The sequence below is a fragment of the Pseudochelatococcus sp. G4_1912 genome (assembly GCF_047501465.1).
Taxonomy (GTDB): domain Bacteria; phylum Pseudomonadota; class Alphaproteobacteria; order Rhizobiales; family Beijerinckiaceae; genus Pseudochelatococcus.
This window is the reverse complement of record NZ_JAZDRL010000001.1, coordinates 262,302-281,221: the sequence shown is the minus strand read 5'-3', so window position 1 is coordinate 281,221 and position 18,920 is coordinate 262,302. Positions and strand designations below refer to the sequence as shown.

The window sequence follows — 18,920 nt, the reverse complement described above, 5'->3', positions numbered from 1 at the left end:
CTTCATTCCCAAAGGGCGATTGTTTGCTGGTTGCGATCGATCGCTGGCCTATCGGGCAGGATGATCTCGATACCGGCAGCGAAGGGTTGCGACTTAGCAGCTAGCCCTGGATTGGCGGCGAGCACGGCCTCGACAGTGCCTTTATGCTGACCGTAGTAACGATGGCATATCAGATCGAGGATATCGCCATCGATGGTTGTGATTGTCGCGGCCATCAGAACAACCCTATGGATTGAGAAGCCCCACCCGATTGCCCACTGCCTGCTTGTTCAAAGCGCTTGAGCTCTATGCTCCAGGCGTTCTTGCGTAGTGTGCCTCGCGGATCGATATAGGCGCGCTCTTCATTCACGCTCTCGATCACGAATTCCCCGAACACACCGCCATCAAGTGAAACCAGCATCAAGGGCTCGCCCTTCTGCGCAGCTGCGCGAATACCTTCGAGGTTATCCTCGCCGCCAAACTCCGCAGGGAACAGCACGCCCTTGATGGAGACAGCCTCGCTCTTGGGGCCGGTCCATTGCAGCACTTCTATCCGATCAACCACATCGACGGATGACCATGCCGTTGTGAGGCTGCGGGTGATATCGGTATAGCCAAAGCCATGTGCCTCAAAGGCATATAGCCCAAGTGACATTGTGACGGGTCCGGACATACGGCACCTTTCAGTGTGTATATTTTTGCGCAAAGATTATTGGCGAAGTAAGTCTGTTGTGTAATATTATACACAACAGAAAAGCGCGTTCCGCCGGGGAGATCACACAATGCGTTACGTAGCATTTATCCATAAAAGCACTGACAGCGATTACGGCGTCAGCTTCCCGGACTTTCCCGGCTGCATCTCCGCAGGTTCAACGGTTGATGAAGCCGTGGTCAATGCAGGCGAGGCGCTTTCGGGCCATGTGGCGATGATGGTGGCTGATGGCGAGGAAATCCCCTCGCCCCGTTCCCTTGATGCCATTCTGGCAGATCCTGAACTGGTAGAGGAACGGGAAGGCGCAAGCTTTGTACACGTGCCCCTTATCCGTGATCGTGGGTCATCCGTCCGGGTGAACATCTCGATTGATGCAGGTCTGCTTGAGGCGATTGATCAGACTGCAAAAGCACGCGGCATGACACGCTCCGGCTTTATTGCCAGCGCTGTGCGCCACGAAATTGCAGCCTAGATTTTGATCGCTGCGACAGATATCGATCTGGAGGATTATCATGGTAACTGAGCGTAGCCGCAAAAGGGCACCAACTCATCCAGGTGCCATCCTGCGTGAGGATGCGATTCCCGCAACGGGAAAAACAAAGACCGCGATTGCAAGCCTGCTCGGTATTTCCCGGCAGACGCTTTACGATATTTTGAACGAAAAACAGCCAATTACGCCTGCTGTTGCTCTTCGGATCGGCAAGCTGTTTGGCAACGGTGCAGCCTTCTGGTTGCGGCTTCAGCAGGTTCGCGACCTGTGGGAAGCAGAACGTCATATCGACGTATCTGCCATTCCCACGCTGCACTCGGCCTAGCTGTAGTCAAACAGCGCGCCTTCCAGTCTACGCGAAACCTTGCTGCCGATCTCGCGCGCAATGGCTTCTGGATCGATGCCATTCGCACCCGAGATCGTGATCTGGATATGGTTCGTCTGATTGACGGGCGATCTTGCTGACTGGTGCGATCCAGCCCCAGTAGCATAGGCTTGATTGCCCGGCTGCATCATCGCCTGAACTGTTAGTTCAGGTAGCGTATAGGCACCCAGGTTAGGCGTTGCCGCTGCAGGCACTGCATAGGCTGCAGCGCCCAGTGCTGCAGTGGACTTGAGCAAGCGGGTGATGTTGGCGGGCAGAATGAACCCGTCCCGCTTTGGTGCGAACAGCTCCGGACCGCGCTCACCCACCAGATACGTGCCGCCTGATGAAACAGGGCCACCACTCGCTCGGGCACCATCAATAGTCTGCTCGCCTTGAGGCGTGGCACCAGGTACAGCAGCGGCCTGCCCTGATCCACCAAACCATGAGCCGATAGCACTGCCGATCCCCTTGGCACCTTCCCACGCCTTGCCGATCCAGCCGACTAGCGCCTGGAATTTCTCAATCACGCCCGTGATCGCAGTGCCGACAATGGTGCCGATGGTTTCACCCCAGCTACGCCATTCATCGCCGTTGGACTGCACTTCACCGGTCAGCGCCGAGATCTTCTCCCAAAGCCACGACACGCCATCGAGAACCGGCTGGATCGCTGGCATAACAGGGGCAAGCGCAGCCTTAAGGCCAGTACCAAAGCCTTCAAAGAAAGCCACCAATCCTGACCAGTTGTTGTAAATCCAGACACCTGCCATAGCGACCGCTACGGCAATTGCGCCGATACCGGTTGAGATCAGCGCAACCCGCATTGCGATAAATGCCCCGCGCACCAATGCCATCGGATTCAGCAGCGCCAGCAGGCTGCGGCCAAACATCGAGAGTGCCGCACCTGTACCAAGCCCTGATACAATCCAGCTAAATGAGGCGGCTGCCAGAGCAAGTCCCCGGAAGCCAGCAATAAACGGGCCAAATATTACAGCCAGCAGCATCCGCCCAAGTGAGGTAACGGCCCCACCTGCAGCCACAATACCACGCGCGGACATAAGGCCAATCGATGCAATCTGCAGCAGACCACCCTTGAGGAATAACAAGCCCCACTGCGCCGCAATAGCTGCCACGCGGAAAGCGACTAGCCCACCAACAGCCAGAACCACATTGCGAATGAGCTTGCCATTGGCTTCAATAAACTCGCGTACCTGGTGAATAAGCGGGATCAGACCTGATGACGTATCATTGATAACGGGCAACAGCGCATCACCGATAGCTTTGCTTAAATTGCCAAAGGTGTTGGTCAGAAGCTGCAGGCCGTTTTCTGTGGTAGCAGAGCGCGCCTGATATTCCTTCTCGGCCGAACCAAGATAGTCAATTTCATTCTCAACAAGGCCAAGGTTCTTCTTGAGCAGATCGAGGTTGGTGATGATTGGTCCGAGCGCACGCGCCTCATCACCAAACAGTTGAGAAGTGACCGATGCACGCATATGCGCGGGCAGCTTATTGATGCGCTCAAGCACCGTTATCGTGGATTTGACGGCGTCTTTTTGCATGGCCTTCGCCAGCTTGACGCTATCAATTCCTAAAGCCCCCAATGCCTGTCGCTGAGCTTTGGTGGCGTTCCCACCTTTAACGAGCGCTCGGCCCATGTTGTTAAACGAAGTCGCAGCAACATCTGACTGCGCACCTGCACCAACCATGGCCGCACCAAAGGCTGCAACCTGTGTGGCCGTAAACCCGAACTGCTTGCCTTGAGCACCAACGCGGCGCACGATATCGAGAACATCTTTCGCAGCCGCAGGGCCATTATTCGACAAATGGTTCATGCTGTCTGACAGTGCAGAAACACCTGCGATCGACAGGTTGAGACCCGTCATCATCTTGGCCAGAGACTCGCCCGCCTCGCTCGCGCTTACATCAAAGGCCACTCCAACCTTTGCCGCCATTTCCGTGAACTCGATCAGCTCATCTTTCGGAATACCCGACTGACCGGCAGCGGCAACGATCTGTGTGAGTTCCTTAGATGCCATCGGGATGCGCTCGGACATGTCCGTCACATCTTTTGAGAACTGCTTGAACTCAGCAGGCGTATCAAAGTCCACGACCTTCTTGACATCGGCCATGGCGGATTCAAATTCCATCGCCGCCTTGACCGGTGCCGAGATCGCCCGCGCAAGTGCATAGCCAACTGCAGCAGCTTCCACCATACGCCCGCGCATGGCATCCATCTGGGCATTGTTCGCCTTGATGCGATCCTGAACACCTTTCAGCGCGGCATTGACGCCCCGCATTGGTGCCGTGATCTGATCAACCAGCGATACGATCAGCTTGGAAGTAAGAACGGCCATGATTGATCTCTTATGAAGCGCCGTTCTCAGCTTTCAGGATACGGCTGGCTGATGCGAGGTAGGCGTCAAATCGGCCGATCTCCATATCCTCGATCTGCTCGATTGAGGTGTGCAGATGGCGCGCCAATGCGGCTACCGCGTCGATGTGGGGATGGCCGCATTTACGTCTGCCGCCTGTCCAGCCAGACGGCTCACCAACTTTCCCAGAAGCGGGCGGATTTCCTCGCCGATCCTCTCAAAGTCATCGAGATCCAGCTCTTCAATGACGCCCATTGGCACTCCTGCATTGGAGGCGAAGATGGCAATGCTTTTGCGCACCTCGCCGTCCACCAGATCGGACGCGACAAGGTCTTTTGCCTTCAGCTTGCGGAACGTAAGATTGGTATAGGTCTTGTCCTGATATTCGACAGGCAAACCAAGCTGCATTGTAATTGTATCGGGCATTAAAAGCTCCAAACGAAAAAGCCCGCACAAGGCGGGCACTAAGGATTGTGAGTTGTGAATGATCAGAGAAGCAGTGCGTTTCGAATGCTCTGATATTGACTGACGCCATTCACCTTGATGTCGAAGTCATCCATCTCGATGATGGAGCGCCCGCCGATCTCCAGCTTGAACTCATGCACCGACAGATTGAACGTGGTTTCAGCCTTGGAGCCCGCTTCCCATGCGCCCGGATCAAACTGGCGCAGGAACCCGCGCAGATACGCGACGGCGCTAGTCGTGGTGCCATCCTCATCAACCAGCGCTCCCGTGACAAGGAAGTCTTTCACCACGCCTGGTGCCAGACCAAACAGGCCAATCACTGCCGGATCAAAGGCGGTTTCGACAAATGATGCCTCAAGCTTGGCGTAGCCGAGGTTTACGTCGCGGGCCTTGATCATGCCCGCGTTGCGGAACTCCTCGACCGTCACTTCCGGTGTCGGCAAGGTTACTTCCCGCGCCTGACCGACGCGGGAGATGCGATCCACGAATATCGTGGCGTTGCGCAGAATAAGGCGCGGCTGTTCAGATGCCATTGTGCTTTCTCCTGATCTATCAAGCTGCGCTTAAAATGCCGTCGCTGGTTTCTGCCAGCACGCGGTCACGCAGAACAGCGTAGTAGGTGATATCGCGGTGAGCGATGACGCGAATGTCTTCCATAGGAGCCGGAGGCTCAAAGGCCACGCCAAGCGTTATGCGGCCTTGCGCCATGGTCTCATTGGTATTGCGTTCAGGATCAAGCCAGACACGCCCGCCGAGAATCGCACCTTCAGCCTGCAGCATCTTGAGGAAGGCATTGCCGCTTTCGATCAGGAGCTTGAGGTTCGCCATCGAGAATGGCCGATCCACGAAGTCGAGATAGGCACGCTCGATCGCTTCATTTATGAAGTCTGCCGTGCGGCGCACGGACAGGAACTGCCAAAGGTCATCACCGGTTGCGACACGGTTTCCCCATGTGCGGTAGCCTTCGCCGTTCAAATTGATGATCGTGGCAACAGCACGCTCGTTGAGGTAATTCGCCTGCTCACCATAGGTGACTGGGCGGGTGATGCCCGTGATACCGTTGATCGGTTTGTTGGACAGCGACCACCAGAACCCAAACTGCCGATCAACCCGGCATTGCACTCCGGCAAACCTTGCTGATGCAGGGCGCGGCACGTTGGCATTAGCAGCCGTATCCCATACCTGAACCTTGGGATCAATGATGTAGATGCGCTGGCTATTGATCAGACTGCGGTAGGCAACTGCAGCCTCATCGGTTGTATCCGGCCCATCAACAAAGGCAACAGCACGAAGCTTTTCCGTCACGCCCATCAGCTCAGCTACAACGGGATTGATGGTTGTGCCCGCATGAGCAGTTGCTGTAGCGCCGGTACCTCCACCACTGGTAATGGCGACAGTCGGATTGACGTAGCCAAAGCCGGGCTTGTGGATGATGAAGCCGGTGATCTTGCCATCCTCGACAAGAGCCTCGGCAACCGCACCTGTTCCGCCTCCGCCGCTAAAGGCAATGGTAGGTGCAGATGTGTAACCTGATCCGCCTTCAGTGACAGTCACAGCCGTGACGACACCACCAACAACCGTTGCAACAGCCTGCACACCTGTGCCATCGCCGGTGAAGGTCACTGTGGGGGCAGTCTTGTAGCCGGAACCACCAGCCGACACTGCCACAGTTGCCACAGCATCAGAAGCCAATGTCGCTGTCGCGGTTGCGCCCGTCCCACCCTGCCCCGTGATCGTCACAGTGGGGGCCGAGGTATAACCTGCCCCCTGACTGGTGACATTGATACTGGCAATGCCATCAACCGGCGTTGATGCGGTAAAGCCTGGCGCAATCAGGATACGAGGCTTCAGTCCGAACCTGCTTTCGCAGGCAAGCGCTGCATGAACACCTGTCATCGCTGTGCTGTCACCGACAATGCGCGACAGCGTATCAGCCGCATCAACACCTTCACCAACACGGTGCACGAACACGAGCGGCCCATGCTGATCGAAGATGTCATCAACTGCTGCCTTCAGGGTGCCGGTGTTGCCAAGCGTGCGCGCTTTTGTGGGGCTGCCCTTAAGAAGGACTGTCTCACCTTCAGGCCACTCGGCTGGATCAGCATCGGGAGCAGTGCCGATGAGAAACACAACAGCTGACTGATCGGTCCTGATCAGAACCGGGTTTTCTCCGCTTTCTGTAACGCGTGTGCCGTGGTGGAATGAAATATCTGCCATAATGGTCTCCAGCCATAAAAAAACCCGCGCAAGGCGGGTGCAAATTGGAACCTGTGATTTGGTTGATCAGGACGGCCAAATAGGCACGACAGCCCGCGCCGTTGCTTCATCGGGTGCCGCATCAATCTGCGCCTTGGCAGACAGACGCGCCTGTTCGATTTGGCTCCCAATGGCCTGCCATTGGTTATGCATATTCAGGACAACTCCTGCGACATCAGCAAGCGTGGCTCCTGTTATCCCGACTTCCATGGACAGGAATGGATATTCACCTGCGCCATCCGGATCAGCATAACGCAGCGCTTCGGCAGCTTTCGCCTGATAGGTCATAGCCTGTCCGCTGCCGGACGTGATGTATCTGTGCCGCTCAACTTCTGCTGCTGCATCAACGGCAGCCTTCAGCGCGACCTTCAGAGCATCGAGATCCACTGGCGGCAAGACAGGCGCTGTGAAAACATCATCGCTATAATTCCAGCCAATGGAGACACCTTCATCGCATGGGATTGCGTTAAAGAGCGCGGCATCCTCACGGGTCTCAAGCAGGATGATATTGGTTACTTTTCCATGTTCAACAATTGCTGCAATTGGCATCGTCTGTCCCCAAAGCAGTTTGCGCTCAATTTGATCATCAAATTGAACGCAAGTTGCGGTAAAACATAAAAGTTAGAGCGTAGCTCTGATTTCATCAGAGCTACGCTCTAATAACGAATGATAATCATGCCCTGGGCACCACTTCCACCAGCGTTGGTGTTTCCGCCTCCTCCGCCCGATCCGCCGCCGCCCGGAGACTGTCCGGGGCCGCCCGTGTAAGTGGTGACGGCCGCGCCAGCACCTCCGAATGCAGCGCTACCGCCATTGCCGCCATGGGCACCGCCCGTAATGTTTCCTGAGCCTGACCCGCCATAACCGCCGCTTATGTTGATGCTGCCGCCAGTCGCGGATCCACCAATGCCACCGCTGCCGACCGGATTGGATCCACCTCCCCCACCGCCGTTGGCAACCAGAGCACCGAATGTCGTATTGCCGCCATTTGCCCCTCCGCCACCTGGGTTGCTGTAGCCTCCCGCGCCCACAGTGGCAGCGAGAACTTGCCCGGATGTAACCGCGAGTCTGGCACGACAGTAACCTCCTCCACCGCCGCCGCCCGCAGACTGGCCAACGGTGCCAACACCGCCTCCGCCACCTCCAGCGCCCCACAATTGAACATCGATGTAACTGACGCCGGATGGCACCGTGAAGTTTCCGGATGCGGTCATAATATGAAGTCCGGCCTGTGGACGTGCTGCCAAAGCCGCATAGGTGAAAGCCGTGGTCGCGATCTGCGTGGTGTTTGTGCCAGTGCTTGCAGTGGGTACTGTTGGCGAGCCGGTGAAGGCAGGAGACGCGAGCGAAGCCTTGCCATCGATTGCCAGCTCCAGCAATGCAAGATCATCGGCTGAGGCCTTGTCGCCTAATGCAGCGGCGAGACCCGCCACATCCTCCAGCGCATGTGTATGTTCGGAAGGTGTAAAGTCTGCCGGCTTATCGGTGATATCAGGCCATGCAACCTCATCGGAGGGTATTGCGGCAATTGCTGTTGTAACAAATGCCGTTGTTGCAATTTGCGTTGTGCTGGTTTCGGCTTCAGCGGTGGGCGCTTCTGGAATGCCTGTCAGCACCGGAGAAGCTAGCGGTGCCTTATCTGCAACCACCAGTTCAAGATCTGATACATCATCAGTCAGATCAATGACATTCCCTGTCAGATCAGACAGATCCTCGGCAACGGCTGCAACAGTCGATACAGTAGCCTTCGCGTCCAGAGCATCATCCAGCCCGACAACATCCGCAATTGCATGCTGATGCGCGATTGACAGGAATGCATCCGGCTTGTCTGCCAGATCTTCCCAAGTTGGAGGCGGCAACGGTTCTGGCGTAGCGGCTGTGACAAGAACCGCCAGTGGAACCGCAACAAGGCTCGCCCCGTCAATCGCGGGTAACAGCTCATCGCCATGAAGGCTTTCCCGCAAGGGCACATCATCACGGGAAGCAAGATCAAGTGCATTATTCGTCATCACGTTCACCATCTGATGATGATCAAACCGGGAGCGCCTGCGCCACCGGATGAGCTGTAGGAACTGCCACCACCTGCACCACCTCCACCGGGTATTGCACCTCCAGCAGATATGCCGTGCCCAGCTCCACCGCCGGGGCCGCCGAAGGGTGAACCACCTCCTGCACCGCCCGTAACATCAGATCCAGCTGCTCCAGATGAACCATCTCCACCACGGGAATTGATATCGCCACCTGCCGCGCTGCCGCCCTGCCCACCATCGCCGGAAGGATTGGGCCGACCACCGCTGCCGCCATAAGCTGTCATGGGACCGAAGGATGTATTCCCGCCGGTTCCGCCGCCACCACCGAGTGCACCAGCTGCACCACCTGCTCCGACAACGCCCGTAAACTGCTGGCCCGGCGTGACAGCGATCAGCTTGCGGGCATGGCCACCAGCTCCAGCACCACCAGATGAACCGCCTATGCCTGTGCTTCCACCGCCACCGCCGCCGCCCCAAATCGCAACATCGATTTTTGTCACGCCAGCTGGCACGGTGAAGACGCCATATGAGGTCATCACATGGATGCCTTCGGGAATAGCGAGAAGGGCTGCCGCAAGACCGGATGGCGTTACAGCGCGTGTTGTATCCGTTCCCGCCGTAGCCTCGGATGTGGTTGCAAGTTCAACAAGACCTGTCCGGTCAATGGTTGCCGTGCGGGCGGATAGACTGGCCGGTGATACAGCCCGTATTGTATCGATGCCTGCCTGCACCTCGGCATTGGTGGCAAGCTCGACCAGCCCCCTGTCATCAGTGGTGGCATGCCATTCGGTCCAGCCGGATGCGGTTTTGCGCCAGTAAATTCCTGTATCAGATGCACAGACGACTGAGCCGGTTGGCGCGGTTGCCATGCGCCAGACGATACCGTTCCACATCATCAACTTGCCGACAGAACCAGACCATGCCCCGGCTGGCGCAGCAGGCACCAGATAGAGATCGCCCTGTACCGGTATTGCAGGCGGCGTCCTCACTGTCGCACTGTTGACTGCAATGAACGGTGGACGCATGAGGCGAGCGATATCCACGCCAGCATCCGGCAAGAAGTTCACCGTGATCTGCGCCGTAGATGATACCGGGAACACTATATCCGTCGTCAGCTCTACGGCAGCACCTTGCCCCGGCGCACGCTTCTCCACCAAGGGGTGACGAGCGATGGCAATGAGATCGCCATCCGCGTCAAACACGCCGATCTCACGGATGTTGAATGGCCCGTCAGCTTCCGGAATGACTGCGGTCACACGCCACATCTGCAGATTGACTGGATCGCACCCGCTCGACATCACCCCATAGGCATTGCCGACACGGTGCACCAGATCGACCATGGTCTCATTAGGCGTAATCTCGGCCCCATTGCCATCACCCACCCGTATCGTTTGCAGAGCCAGTGGCGTTCCGCCAATGGCAGCGGCGAGCTTCTGCTGCCCGACAAGCGTCAACACGCCCAGGTAATCATTAGCGGCCATGGTCAGTCCTGTGATTTTTCTTGAACGGTAATAACGACGCGCATGCGGCTGCGAACGGCAACGCCAGCGAAGAGCGAGGCACGCGCATCAAGTTGGGTAACGGGGTCAGTGACAGGCGATACCCGGATATGCGAACGCACAATCGCGCCGGAGTAGACGGGAACGCTGACCCCGGAAACACGCATCTCAACCGCCTCAAGCCATGAGCGCACATTCTTTGCCCGAAGCGAGATCCGCTCCATGCTTTTGACTTCACTGTCCGTCCATGGACGGCCAAATGGCGAGGTGAGTTTGTAGCGATAGGTATAGGGATCACGAGGCGGAACAGCCTGCCACCATTCCGTGACTTCTATTCCATAGCCAAGTGCCCCTATGGCAATCTGCATGGCCCCGGCGCTACCTTTGACGGCATGAAAGCCCCAGGATGCGCCGATCACCGCACGTTGTGTCACTTCTGGCCAGTCACGCTGCCATTCATCAACTGACCACTCCCAGGCAAGCCATGGGAGCAGGACAGCAGGGCAACGTTCCCAGCTCAGAACATTAGGGATGCTCCATGCATCCTGGAGCGCTGCAAAGGCTGCGGCACAAGCTTCTGACAGCGCATGCTCATAATCGCTTGGATCAGGTAACAACGAGCGCTGCCGACGCCCGTCCCATGGCCTACGGCCAAATCCAAGCGGGCTAACACCAATCGTGATCGGAATTCCGTCAATGACAAGCGGAACAACCGTGCTGCCGTCATCATAGGACAAGGTCATTGAGCACATCCGTGGTGACGGTAATCGACTGCGCGAATGCAGCTTCCTTGGGGCCAGGCACGATATTGGCAGTAGGCGAGATTACTTCGACCTCCTCTATCAGCGCCTTGCCCTGGTCATCGACAATGCTGGCAGCCGCCGCGATACCTGATACGGTCACCGTTGCTCCAGCCTTATGCCTATCAGTGACATGAGCCGTGACCCGCGCTAAAGCCCGTTGACGGATCAGTTCATTATCCGGCCCCGGCAGTACGGTCAGCTTGACTGAAACGTCATAGAGGATAATCTCTGCAGCCTCGACATATACGGGCCGATCTGTCAGAGGACGTACGGTTGCAGCTGAGAGCTTGCTGCTCACTGCATCAAGCACGGCCTGTGGTGCAGTCCCATCGCCGCGCTTGTCCAGCACGATAACCAGCACTTCGCCTGGATCAACAAGCCCACTTTCAGGCCCATAAACGGCAACCGATTTGATCTGCGGATGCGCCTCAAGTGCCCACCAGATATAGGCTCCATAAGGACCAGCCGTACTAACAGCCTCAACCGCCATCTGCCGACGGCGGCGCAGCTCCTCATCGCTTTCCCTAATGGCAGGAACCGGCGGCACAGCCTGCGGATTACCCGGATCAAGCACTCGCCTTGTGAGGCCAAACTCTGATGCACGATGCTCAAGATAAATGCCCCATGTGGAGGCAAGCATCACCGCACGCACAGCATCATTGTACTGCTGCTTGGCGAGCGTCACCCGCCAGGCGCATTCTTCAATCAGTGTGAGTGTGGAGTTGTTTTCAAGGAATAACGTATCAGCTGCAGGAAGCATAGGATTGATCGCACGCTTGGCATTCCAGCGGGCAATGAAGCTTGTGCGGATAGCATCCACCTCAGCCTCATAATTTGCCGGAAACAAATCCGGCACACCACCGAGGCGAGCCAGATCAATATCCTCAAAGCGGCTCATAACCTGACCTCGGTTTGTCTGCTACCTGCTGATGTCGTATCGCCCAAATGCCCGCGAGGCAGATATTTCCCGCGAACCGTAATCGTCAGCCGCCCCGAGGCCTCGGCTCTGTTGACCTGCACCTTTTCCAGCTTGAACCGCGGTTCGCCATACTGACGACCCTCGATCAGGCGCTGCTGAAGTGCCTCGGCCACTGCGCGGATCACGCGCAGCATGTTCTGGCTGTTCATCGGAGCATCAATCATGCCCGTGAGATCAGAACCAAACAGGCGTCGCATTACCCGAGTGAAGCGAGGGGTGGTGAGGCTCAATCCGATTGACTGGCTGACATGCTCCCAATCGGTGATGACTGCGCCTGTCTCACGGTCAAAGCCGACAGAATCTGCCACGGTCAGCCCTTCTTGAGGGCAGGCTTCGACGCCTTACCTTTAGGCATCTGCGGCACAACAGGCAGCACGAATGCGAGGCGATCATCATGAGGCGGTAGGAAGTACTTCGCCTTATCCTCCGTGAGCTCAACCTTGCCACCGGCATGACGATACGTTCCGGCCAGCCAGCCGGTCTTTTTGACTTCGTAAAGGGGCATAATGCCCTCCATGTTTGAGAAATTTCGGGCTTAAGCAGGTGACTGCAAGCAAAGAAAATCCAGCCCCGGACAGCTTGCCGCCCATCCCTGGCTGGATCCGATTAGAATTTAGGTGCTATTGTTACGCCTGTAAGGATTACAGCCTGTCAGCGAATTCCTTGATGCGCTTCAGAATATCAGCGAAGGCCGGGCGCTCACTATAATAGAGTGACCTGGTGCCTTCATATGCGTTTTCATAAGAGGCAAAAGTGGCCGGGTCATTCAGGCAGAAGGCTTCGTTGATAGTAATGTTACGATTTTCAGAGCGGAAACGTTTTTCCTTGTGCGCGAAATAATCTGTTGTTCCGATGAATTTTTGCACTTTGGGATCACCGAGCAGGCAAAACACATCATAGTAATGGCGCAGAAAGTTTGCAGGAAAAGCACCTGTTTCCTGTTGCTTGCGAAATTTCGTGGAAATAGCCTGAAGCTTCTCCACCAACGTATAACCGGGGTCATAGCACAACACACCCACTGCACGGTTATCCGTCAGCTGCACCATGCCTGCCCCATAGTCATACGCCCACGAGCTGATGGTTATAGATGCATTGGGTGTTACGTCATCAAATCCGACTTCCAGCAATATGCCATCCTTGATGCCGGGCATCAGGCCCATGAAGTCCTGATAATGCAGTCGGATGCCAGCGCTACGAAGTTTTTCGGCATCAAAGGTGTTGTCGCGTTCTACCGTGTGGATGCCATCAATACGGATCGTATCGCGTAGCCAATCATAAAACCGACGACGACTTTCTACATGGGCGTCCTTGTCGTGGTTACGACCAGCCTTAACTTCCATGCCCTCCGGCGGATCGATACGAATATCAATATCCTCGGAGAAGCGATTGATTATGCCAAAGCCCTTCGAAAGCGACGTACCGCCCTTAAGCTCAAACCGCAGGCCAAGCTGCTGGAGGCCATACAAACAATGCATAATCCAGTAGTCTTTTTCGACCAGCACCGGGGCAATCCCCAGTTTGTTTGCCACGATGCGTATAAGGTCCTGAAAATCCTTGTGGTTATGCAAAAAATCATGGGGCATGATGCGTTGCCACCGTCGTCACGGCATCGAAAAACTTACGGGCTCGCACCGTACCGAATTCATGAGCAATATGCCGAAGGACCTTGCGGTCAAGTTTCGCGGTTTTTTCCTTTACACGTGTAAGCAGAAGCTGTTCATCCTCGGCCACTTGCTTAAGGTTGTTCACCAAATCAACCAGCAGAAACTCCTCTGTCAGTTTCTTGGGAACAAACTGCTTGCGACGAAAATCAAAACTACGACCGCCCAACGTAAACCGCCCGTGACGTTTGCGATTATAAACGACGGTTTCATTATAAAGCTGCGTCGCTCCCACACCCAGCGCGTTATAGGCGTTAGGCGACGTTATCAGGAAGATCTTATCCTTCAGGAATGCCGCAACGAGGCTGGCATCATCTGCCGGAGCTTTACCGAATGCGGTTTGCTTTGGATGCAGGTAAAGGCCCGCAGAAAGCCTTACCAGCTCCTCCGTTGTCAAAAGCTCCTTGATATGCCTGTCCACGTTAGTTGACCAACGCGCCAGCTCATCGCGGCGGTAAACCCCGCCAGGCTTCAGATGTTTGCGTAATTCATTTAGTTTCGTCATGGTCCTGCCTCAGTGGCAACCATAGGAAAAATTGGCTCTTATGTAAACATTTTTATACAAAATTCATGTAAAGCTATCCATAATACATTCAATCATAATGATTAATCGTTTTGGCTCTGCATACAGAATTATACGATTGATATTCTCTAATTTGCCGGAACGCCTGTGGTAGCAGGCCCAGCCATGACGCCACCGTGGATATGCGTGTCACCAATGTTTGTGCCATTATGGGTGACGGATGCGCCTTCAATCTTGACCGCACCTTTGAGGGTGATCTCAGTAGCTTCAAGCATCATATTGCCATCTGTGATCGTGAGAGTGCTGCTGCCAACGGTAATGGAAGCGGTCGCTCCACCGTCGCTGACGGCAATGCGAGTACTGCCAACTTCGAGAAGCACATACTCATCCCCCTTTTGCGAAGGGCGCGTGTTCGTGTCTGAAGGCAGCGATGCCTCAATCTCGGCATCTGTCAGATCGCCGTTCTGCGAACGAACTCGCACCTGTTGCCCGATTGAGAGCGGAAAGTGCGTTCTGGCAGCACCTGCAGCTTGCTCCTGCCAAGGTATCCAATCAGACACAAAACCGTTTGCCAGCTCAACGCGCGCTTGTCCCTTTACAGGATCAACCTCCAGCACCGTGCCGATACGTGAGCGATTGCGGTCGCGACGCTCAAGCTCGGCTATGCGATAATTGAGCCTCGCAAAATGCGCCGCCAGATCGCTCATATTGGGAATCCCTTATCAGGCTGCGCATCTGGTGGTGTAATATCCGTGATCGTTGCATCACCTGGCACACCCGCCGGAGGCGCGATCATGAGAGCATCAGCTTCATGGCGTGTGAAGCCAAACCGGCGTTGAACTGACTGCCAGTCATAAGGCGCAGCATCGATTTCGATCTGTGCACGCATCAACGCCAGGGTCGAGGCGATAACAGGATCAACAATGGTTGGCTCATTACTTTCATCTGGATAAGCGGGATTTGGCACCCGCAAATCCGCTTCGCATTTGTCGAAGAATGCCCTCAAAGGTGATCCGTCTTTTAACGATTCACCCCGCAATGGATCGACCACCAGATCAGCCGTGATCCTGATTTGTTGAGCGGCCAGTCTTGTACCGTTCTGGTCGCCACTGGTCCGCACGCGCTCAACAGAACGAAATGACAGAATGAAACCGCGTACGATCTCGGCCCAGGCATTATTTGGATCTGTCAGGACATCCGCAATTTGGCGAGCAACAATATCGGCATGAAATTCGAAGGCATCATCCGTATCAGGAATACCCGTGTAGACGGTGCTTTCTTCCGTCTCCGGATCAATCACCACGTGAGCGGCAGTCAGCCCTGTTTCGATGAGGATCTGTGTTGCACCGTTTGGCGCAAGAGCTCGCAAGGTGACATCCGTTAAACTGTCTTTCGTGCTTGAAGCGTCTGTGTAAACTGCGATCCAAGGCTTTTTCTGATCGGTACTTAGCGAGCCATCGGCCGCCATATCAAGCGCACCGATCTGACTATCGAGTACATTATCACCAACGAGCGTTCGCCCTCGCAACGCCTGCACTGCAGCGATGCGAAGCGCTATGCGGACAAGGCTCATGCTTCCCCCAGTTCGATTACAAGCCGTGAATGGCCACGATCATCAACGTGCAGAACCTCAAAGCGCGGCTCCCCAGGTCGCGAGAGTGCCCGCACAATATCGCCCTGCCGGATAGCCGGCCCGCTGTAGGTGGCGCGGTTGATGTGCAGCTCGGCCTTCTGGGCCGTGATGCGGGTGCGCCAGCTCTGCGACTGTCCGCCTGAGACATTTGAAACCGTTCCGCCACCAGTTCGCAAAACGGCCTCGATCTCGATTTTTGGCCGGAATGGATCGGGTTTCTTACCTTCAAAGAATGTCAGCCGCACCGGCTCGGCAAAAATACGATCGACACCCGCGAGCACTTTGTCACGGATGTCGTGGAAGCGCGCGGGCTTCATGGTTCACACCATCAGGTGCGCTTGGCGCGCAGCAATGCGCCAGGACGGGTTACGATATGCAGGGCGTTCGTCTGCACCTCGCCATGGATGCCCTTGCCGTTCTGCATCGGCCATTGCTTGGCATAAAGGCGCTGACCCAGCGTGTTAACGGTCTCGATGTAATCGGCTGGTGCGTAGTAGGTGCGGAACAGCCCCGGCACACCAACAGGCACGAACTTCGCGCTGTTGGTCTGGATGCCGAGCAAGGCCCCGTCGTCTCCGTTGTCTTCATTAGTGATCGCACCGTAGTTTTCCCAGACGATGCCACCGAACTCGAACATCGGATTGTCCGCTCGGTTCTTGCCGATGTAGCTTTCCCGCAAGATCTGTGCCTCGGACCAGCCCTTGTATGTCTCACGTACTTCAGGGTGAGAAAGCAGATCATCAAAGAAATTATCGCCAACAAATGCATGCAGATAGGAGAATGGCACACCACCAAGAGCTGCCCGTGTCTTGCGTATGAAAGCAACGCACTTCTTGCGCAGAATGCCCTCGTCCGGATTGGCATTATCCAGATCGAAGTCCTCTTCAGCAGGCTGTGACACGCCGAACTTGTTGAAGAGGTTTAGCGTCTCACCGCCCTTGTAGGTGACGATGCCCTGAATGGCGCCAATGCGCGAATATTCATCGGTGAGATCGAGATCCGCCACGTTGACGGCGATTTTCTGCCCAACGATTCCTTGCACGGTCTGTAGGGCCGTTTCACTTCCATAGGCGCGGATGCCCTGCACTTCATCAGCCACCACACTCCAGTCTCGCTGGAAGTGGGGAATGGAAAGGCTCTCGATGGAGCGCTTTGGCAAGTCACGCACTTCACCCGGTGCACCGCGCGGTGATGGTGCAACAAGCTGGATGGTGTCGCCGATGCGCTCAAGCGAGATCGTCAGCGTGGTGACAGAGGTTGCGCTGAACAGGCCCAACTGCCCGAGGCGGCCAGGACGGACGGCTATTTCATTGACGGCATCCGTCAGCGACGTGACGCTGAATGCCGGATTGGTTGCGAAGATGTCGAGCATGGCTCGCTCCATAAAAAAACCCGCTTAAAGCGGGTGAAAAACGGTCAGGAATGTTATGGCCTGGTCAGCGTACGATGATGCCGGATGCTCTTAATGAAGCATTTGCCTCCGCGCGCTGATTTGCTGTCACAGCAGGCAGGAACTCCAGACAAACACCTGCGACTTCCGCATCGCGGGTGATGGCAGTGATCGGCGCTGTCTCACCGACACCCGTCTCTGCACCGTAGAAGGCAACCGCACGGACAGCATCAACACCGTCAACGGCTGGATCGTAGGCAGCATACTCAAGATCACCAGCGCCGATGCTCACCGCGACTTCAAAGACATCGCCCACGACAGTGGCAGTACCGCCTGCCGCGATGGTGAACTTTACTGCCTTGTTGAAAGCGGTGCCGTGAGTGGAGTTTCCGATGGCAATGCCATCCGGGTCTTCCCACTTCACGCTGGTTGCGGCTGTCGCGATGCCACGGTATATGCCGGGCTTCACAGCAGCTGATACGGCAGGGCTTGCAAGCACAATTGTCGCGTTGCCGGTATTACCTGAAGCGACAGAAGCCACTGCATTGACATTCGCTGGCACAGCGCGGCCCGCCAACACCTGACCAGGCTGAATGGACTGCTCAGCTGCAATCACAATAGCATCGCGCGAGCGGTTACCGCTTGCTTCCGAAATCAGGAACTCGCCTGGATGGCGCGCTTCAGTAAACCTTGTCATGGCAAATCCTCTTATTCAGAATTGTGTTGTGGTTGGCTTATCGGCCATTAATGCGGGAGATGACCTTGCTCCAGCCGTGGTCGCCACGAGCAACCGGCGGCTGCGATGAAAGCCCCGCCCCTACTGCGCGCGCTGCCTCGTAAGCATTGGCATCTGGAGCAGTCGCATCTGATGCAACCGGTGCCGCCCCAAGAGCTGCCTTGATCTGCTCAACCGGCAATTCCGTATCCAGCAGCGCCTCAGCAAGCTTTTCGCGGCCTTTGGCTTCATCAAGCGCCAACACGGCTGTGCGGCGATCGCGATAGGCGCGAACAGCATCACTTGCTGCCTGCATACGGATGGTGTCGATATCAACGGTCTCGGATGCCGCTGGCGTGATGCCTGACATGGCTTTCTCCTGCTGTCTGGTTGCGGTCTTGGCTGTGGCCTTGGCCGCAGGTGGTGCGTTGTTTTTGGGAAGCGTCCAGCGCCGCGACTTGGCCAGCGCGGTAAGCGGTGCCGGTGCCTGCGCATAGATGCGATAATCGAATGCGGCCCACGCAAGCGCCCGCTCTTCCTCGGCATCAGTGGCATAACCCAGCTCAACTGCTTCCGATGGCGTGAGCCAAAGCTCCTGCTTCATGGCGGCGCGAACATCACTGGCCTGCTGCCCGCTTCGATCCGCGTAGATTGCCGCCATCTGGGTGCCGATCTTGTCGAGCAGATCGCGTTGCTTTTCGTGATCATCGGCAGTGCCAACGCTAAAGCTTGCTGGATCATGGATCATCATCAGCGCACCAGAGCGCATCACAATGTCATCCCCAGCCATAGCGATGATGGAGGCAGCAGACGCGGCAATCGCATCAACCTCAATCCGCACCCGGCCTTTATGCGCGGTGAGTGCGTTGAAGATCGCGATACCTTCGGACGCGATGCCTCCGCCAGAATTGACACGCACCGTGATGTCGTTGTCGCGACCATGACCGGCCAACGCTTCAACAACCTGAAGCGCAGTAAAGCCCTCGCCCCAATAGTTCTCACCCACCACACCATAGAGATGCAGTGCGCCGTCCTGATAAATCGGCATT

The 18,920-nt window shown here is 56.2% G+C and carries 23 protein-coding genes; 2 read left to right on the top strand and 21 right to left on the bottom strand.

The window, feature by feature from the left end; translation table 11 throughout:
• Positions 1-2: 2 nt before the first annotated feature.
• The gene (locus VRZ32_RS01300; RefSeq protein WP_414523639.1) at positions 3-215 is read right to left on the bottom strand and encodes a tail protein X; all 213 of its coding nucleotides are present in this window, start codon (positions 213-215) and stop codon (positions 3-5) included.
• Positions 215-652 (bottom strand): phage tail protein, encoded by a 438-nt coding sequence (locus tag VRZ32_RS01295; protein ID WP_414523638.1) that lies wholly within the window; start codon positions 650-652, stop codon positions 215-217. Before VRZ32_RS01295 ends, VRZ32_RS01300 begins: the two co-directional genes overlap by 1 nt.
• A gap of 109 nt (positions 653-761) precedes the next feature.
• Here VRZ32_RS01295 and VRZ32_RS01290 point away from each other — a divergent pair, with 109 nt between their 5' ends.
• Both VRZ32_RS01290 and VRZ32_RS01285 read left to right on the top strand, forming a co-directional pair.
• Positions 762-1,163 carry a type II toxin-antitoxin system HicB family antitoxin gene (locus VRZ32_RS01290; RefSeq protein WP_414523637.1) on the top strand — a complete coding sequence of 134 codons (402 nt, stop codon included), beginning with the start codon at positions 762-764 and terminating at the stop codon, positions 1,161-1,163.
• Positions 1,164-1,203: 40 nt separating this feature from the next.
• On the top strand, positions 1,204-1,506 hold the full coding sequence (locus tag VRZ32_RS01285) for a HigA family addiction module antitoxin (protein WP_414523636.1): 303 nt from the start codon (positions 1,204-1,206) through the stop codon (positions 1,504-1,506).
• Here the strand turns inward: VRZ32_RS01285 and VRZ32_RS01280 are convergent.
• From VRZ32_RS01280 to VRZ32_RS01190, 19 genes are all read right to left on the bottom strand, one after another.
• Positions 1,503-3,899, bottom strand: a complete 2,397-nt coding sequence (locus VRZ32_RS01280; protein WP_414523635.1) for a phage tail tape measure protein — start codon at positions 3,897-3,899, stop codon at positions 1,503-1,505. The genes VRZ32_RS01285 and VRZ32_RS01280 overlap by 4 nt on opposite strands.
• Positions 3,900-4,031: 132 nt before the next feature.
• Complete coding sequence (locus VRZ32_RS01275; RefSeq protein WP_414523634.1) at positions 4,032-4,343, bottom strand: phage tail assembly protein; 312 nt, start codon at positions 4,341-4,343, stop codon at positions 4,032-4,034.
• A gap of 62 nt (positions 4,344-4,405) precedes the next feature.
• The gene (locus VRZ32_RS01270) at positions 4,406-4,915 is read right to left on the bottom strand and encodes a phage major tail tube protein (RefSeq protein ID WP_414523633.1); all 510 of its coding nucleotides are present in this window, start codon (positions 4,913-4,915) and stop codon (positions 4,406-4,408) included.
• 19 nt (positions 4,916-4,934) lie between these two features.
• Positions 4,935-6,599: a phage tail sheath subtilisin-like domain-containing protein gene (locus tag VRZ32_RS01265; protein ID WP_414523632.1), complete on the bottom strand. Its 1,665-nt coding sequence runs from the start codon at positions 6,597-6,599 to the stop codon at positions 4,935-4,937.
• Positions 6,600-6,665: 66 nt separating this feature from the next.
• Positions 6,666-7,187: a hypothetical protein gene (locus VRZ32_RS01260; RefSeq protein WP_414523631.1), complete on the bottom strand. Its 522-nt coding sequence runs from the start codon at positions 7,185-7,187 to the stop codon at positions 6,666-6,668.
• A gap of 107 nt (positions 7,188-7,294) precedes the next feature.
• On the bottom strand, positions 7,295-8,647 hold the full coding sequence (locus VRZ32_RS01255; RefSeq protein ID WP_414523630.1) for a hypothetical protein: 1,353 nt from the start codon (positions 8,645-8,647) through the stop codon (positions 7,295-7,297).
• Positions 8,648-8,652: 5 nt separating this feature from the next.
• Entirely contained in the window at positions 8,653-10,149 is a 1,497-nt protein-coding gene (locus tag VRZ32_RS01250) for a phage tail protein (protein ID WP_414523629.1), read from the bottom strand.
• A 2-nt stretch (positions 10,150-10,151) separates the two neighbouring features.
• Complete coding sequence (locus VRZ32_RS01245; protein WP_414523628.1) at positions 10,152-10,910, bottom strand: phage tail protein I; 759 nt, start codon at positions 10,908-10,910, stop codon at positions 10,152-10,154.
• Entirely contained in the window at positions 10,894-11,868 is a 975-nt protein-coding gene (locus VRZ32_RS01240) for a baseplate J/gp47 family protein (protein WP_414523627.1), read from the bottom strand. The genes VRZ32_RS01245 and VRZ32_RS01240 overlap by 17 nt, the downstream gene beginning before the upstream one ends.
• Positions 11,865-12,257, bottom strand: a complete 393-nt coding sequence (locus VRZ32_RS01235) for a GPW/gp25 family protein (protein WP_414523626.1) — start codon at positions 12,255-12,257, stop codon at positions 11,865-11,867. The genes VRZ32_RS01240 and VRZ32_RS01235 overlap by 4 nt, the downstream gene beginning before the upstream one ends.
• Positions 12,258-12,259: 2 nt before the next feature.
• Positions 12,260-12,454, bottom strand: a complete 195-nt coding sequence (locus tag VRZ32_RS01230; protein ID WP_414523625.1) for a hypothetical protein — start codon at positions 12,452-12,454, stop codon at positions 12,260-12,262.
• 136 nt (positions 12,455-12,590) lie between these two features.
• The gene (locus VRZ32_RS01225) at positions 12,591-13,532 is read right to left on the bottom strand and encodes a nucleotidyl transferase AbiEii/AbiGii toxin family protein (RefSeq protein WP_414523624.1); all 942 of its coding nucleotides are present in this window, start codon (positions 13,530-13,532) and stop codon (positions 12,591-12,593) included.
• Positions 13,522-14,115, bottom strand: coding sequence for a DUF6088 family protein (locus VRZ32_RS01220; RefSeq protein ID WP_414523623.1), 594 nt, complete (start codon positions 14,113-14,115; stop codon positions 13,522-13,524). The genes VRZ32_RS01225 and VRZ32_RS01220 overlap by 11 nt, the downstream gene beginning before the upstream one ends.
• A gap of 146 nt (positions 14,116-14,261) precedes the next feature.
• A complete protein-coding gene (locus tag VRZ32_RS01215) occupies positions 14,262-14,840 on the bottom strand; it encodes a phage baseplate assembly protein V (protein WP_414523622.1) in 579 nt (192 codons plus the stop codon).
• The gene (locus VRZ32_RS01210; RefSeq protein ID WP_414523621.1) at positions 14,837-15,706 is read right to left on the bottom strand and encodes a hypothetical protein; all 870 of its coding nucleotides are present in this window, start codon (positions 15,704-15,706) and stop codon (positions 14,837-14,839) included. Before VRZ32_RS01210 ends, VRZ32_RS01215 begins: the two co-directional genes overlap by 4 nt.
• Complete coding sequence (locus VRZ32_RS01205; protein ID WP_414523620.1) at positions 15,703-16,083, bottom strand: hypothetical protein; 381 nt, start codon at positions 16,081-16,083, stop codon at positions 15,703-15,705. Before VRZ32_RS01205 ends, VRZ32_RS01210 begins: the two co-directional genes overlap by 4 nt.
• Positions 16,084-16,094: 11 nt before the next feature.
• Complete coding sequence (locus VRZ32_RS01200; protein WP_414523619.1) at positions 16,095-17,138, bottom strand: major capsid protein; 1,044 nt, start codon at positions 17,136-17,138, stop codon at positions 16,095-16,097.
• Positions 17,139-17,202: 64 nt separating this feature from the next.
• Entirely contained in the window at positions 17,203-17,853 is a 651-nt protein-coding gene (locus VRZ32_RS01195; RefSeq protein WP_414523618.1) for a head decoration protein, read from the bottom strand.
• A 37-nt stretch (positions 17,854-17,890) separates the two neighbouring features.
• On the bottom strand, positions 17,891-18,919 hold the full coding sequence (locus VRZ32_RS01190; RefSeq protein ID WP_414523617.1) for a head maturation protease, ClpP-related: 1,029 nt from the start codon (positions 18,917-18,919) through the stop codon (positions 17,891-17,893).
• Position 18,920 lies beyond the last annotated feature (1 nt).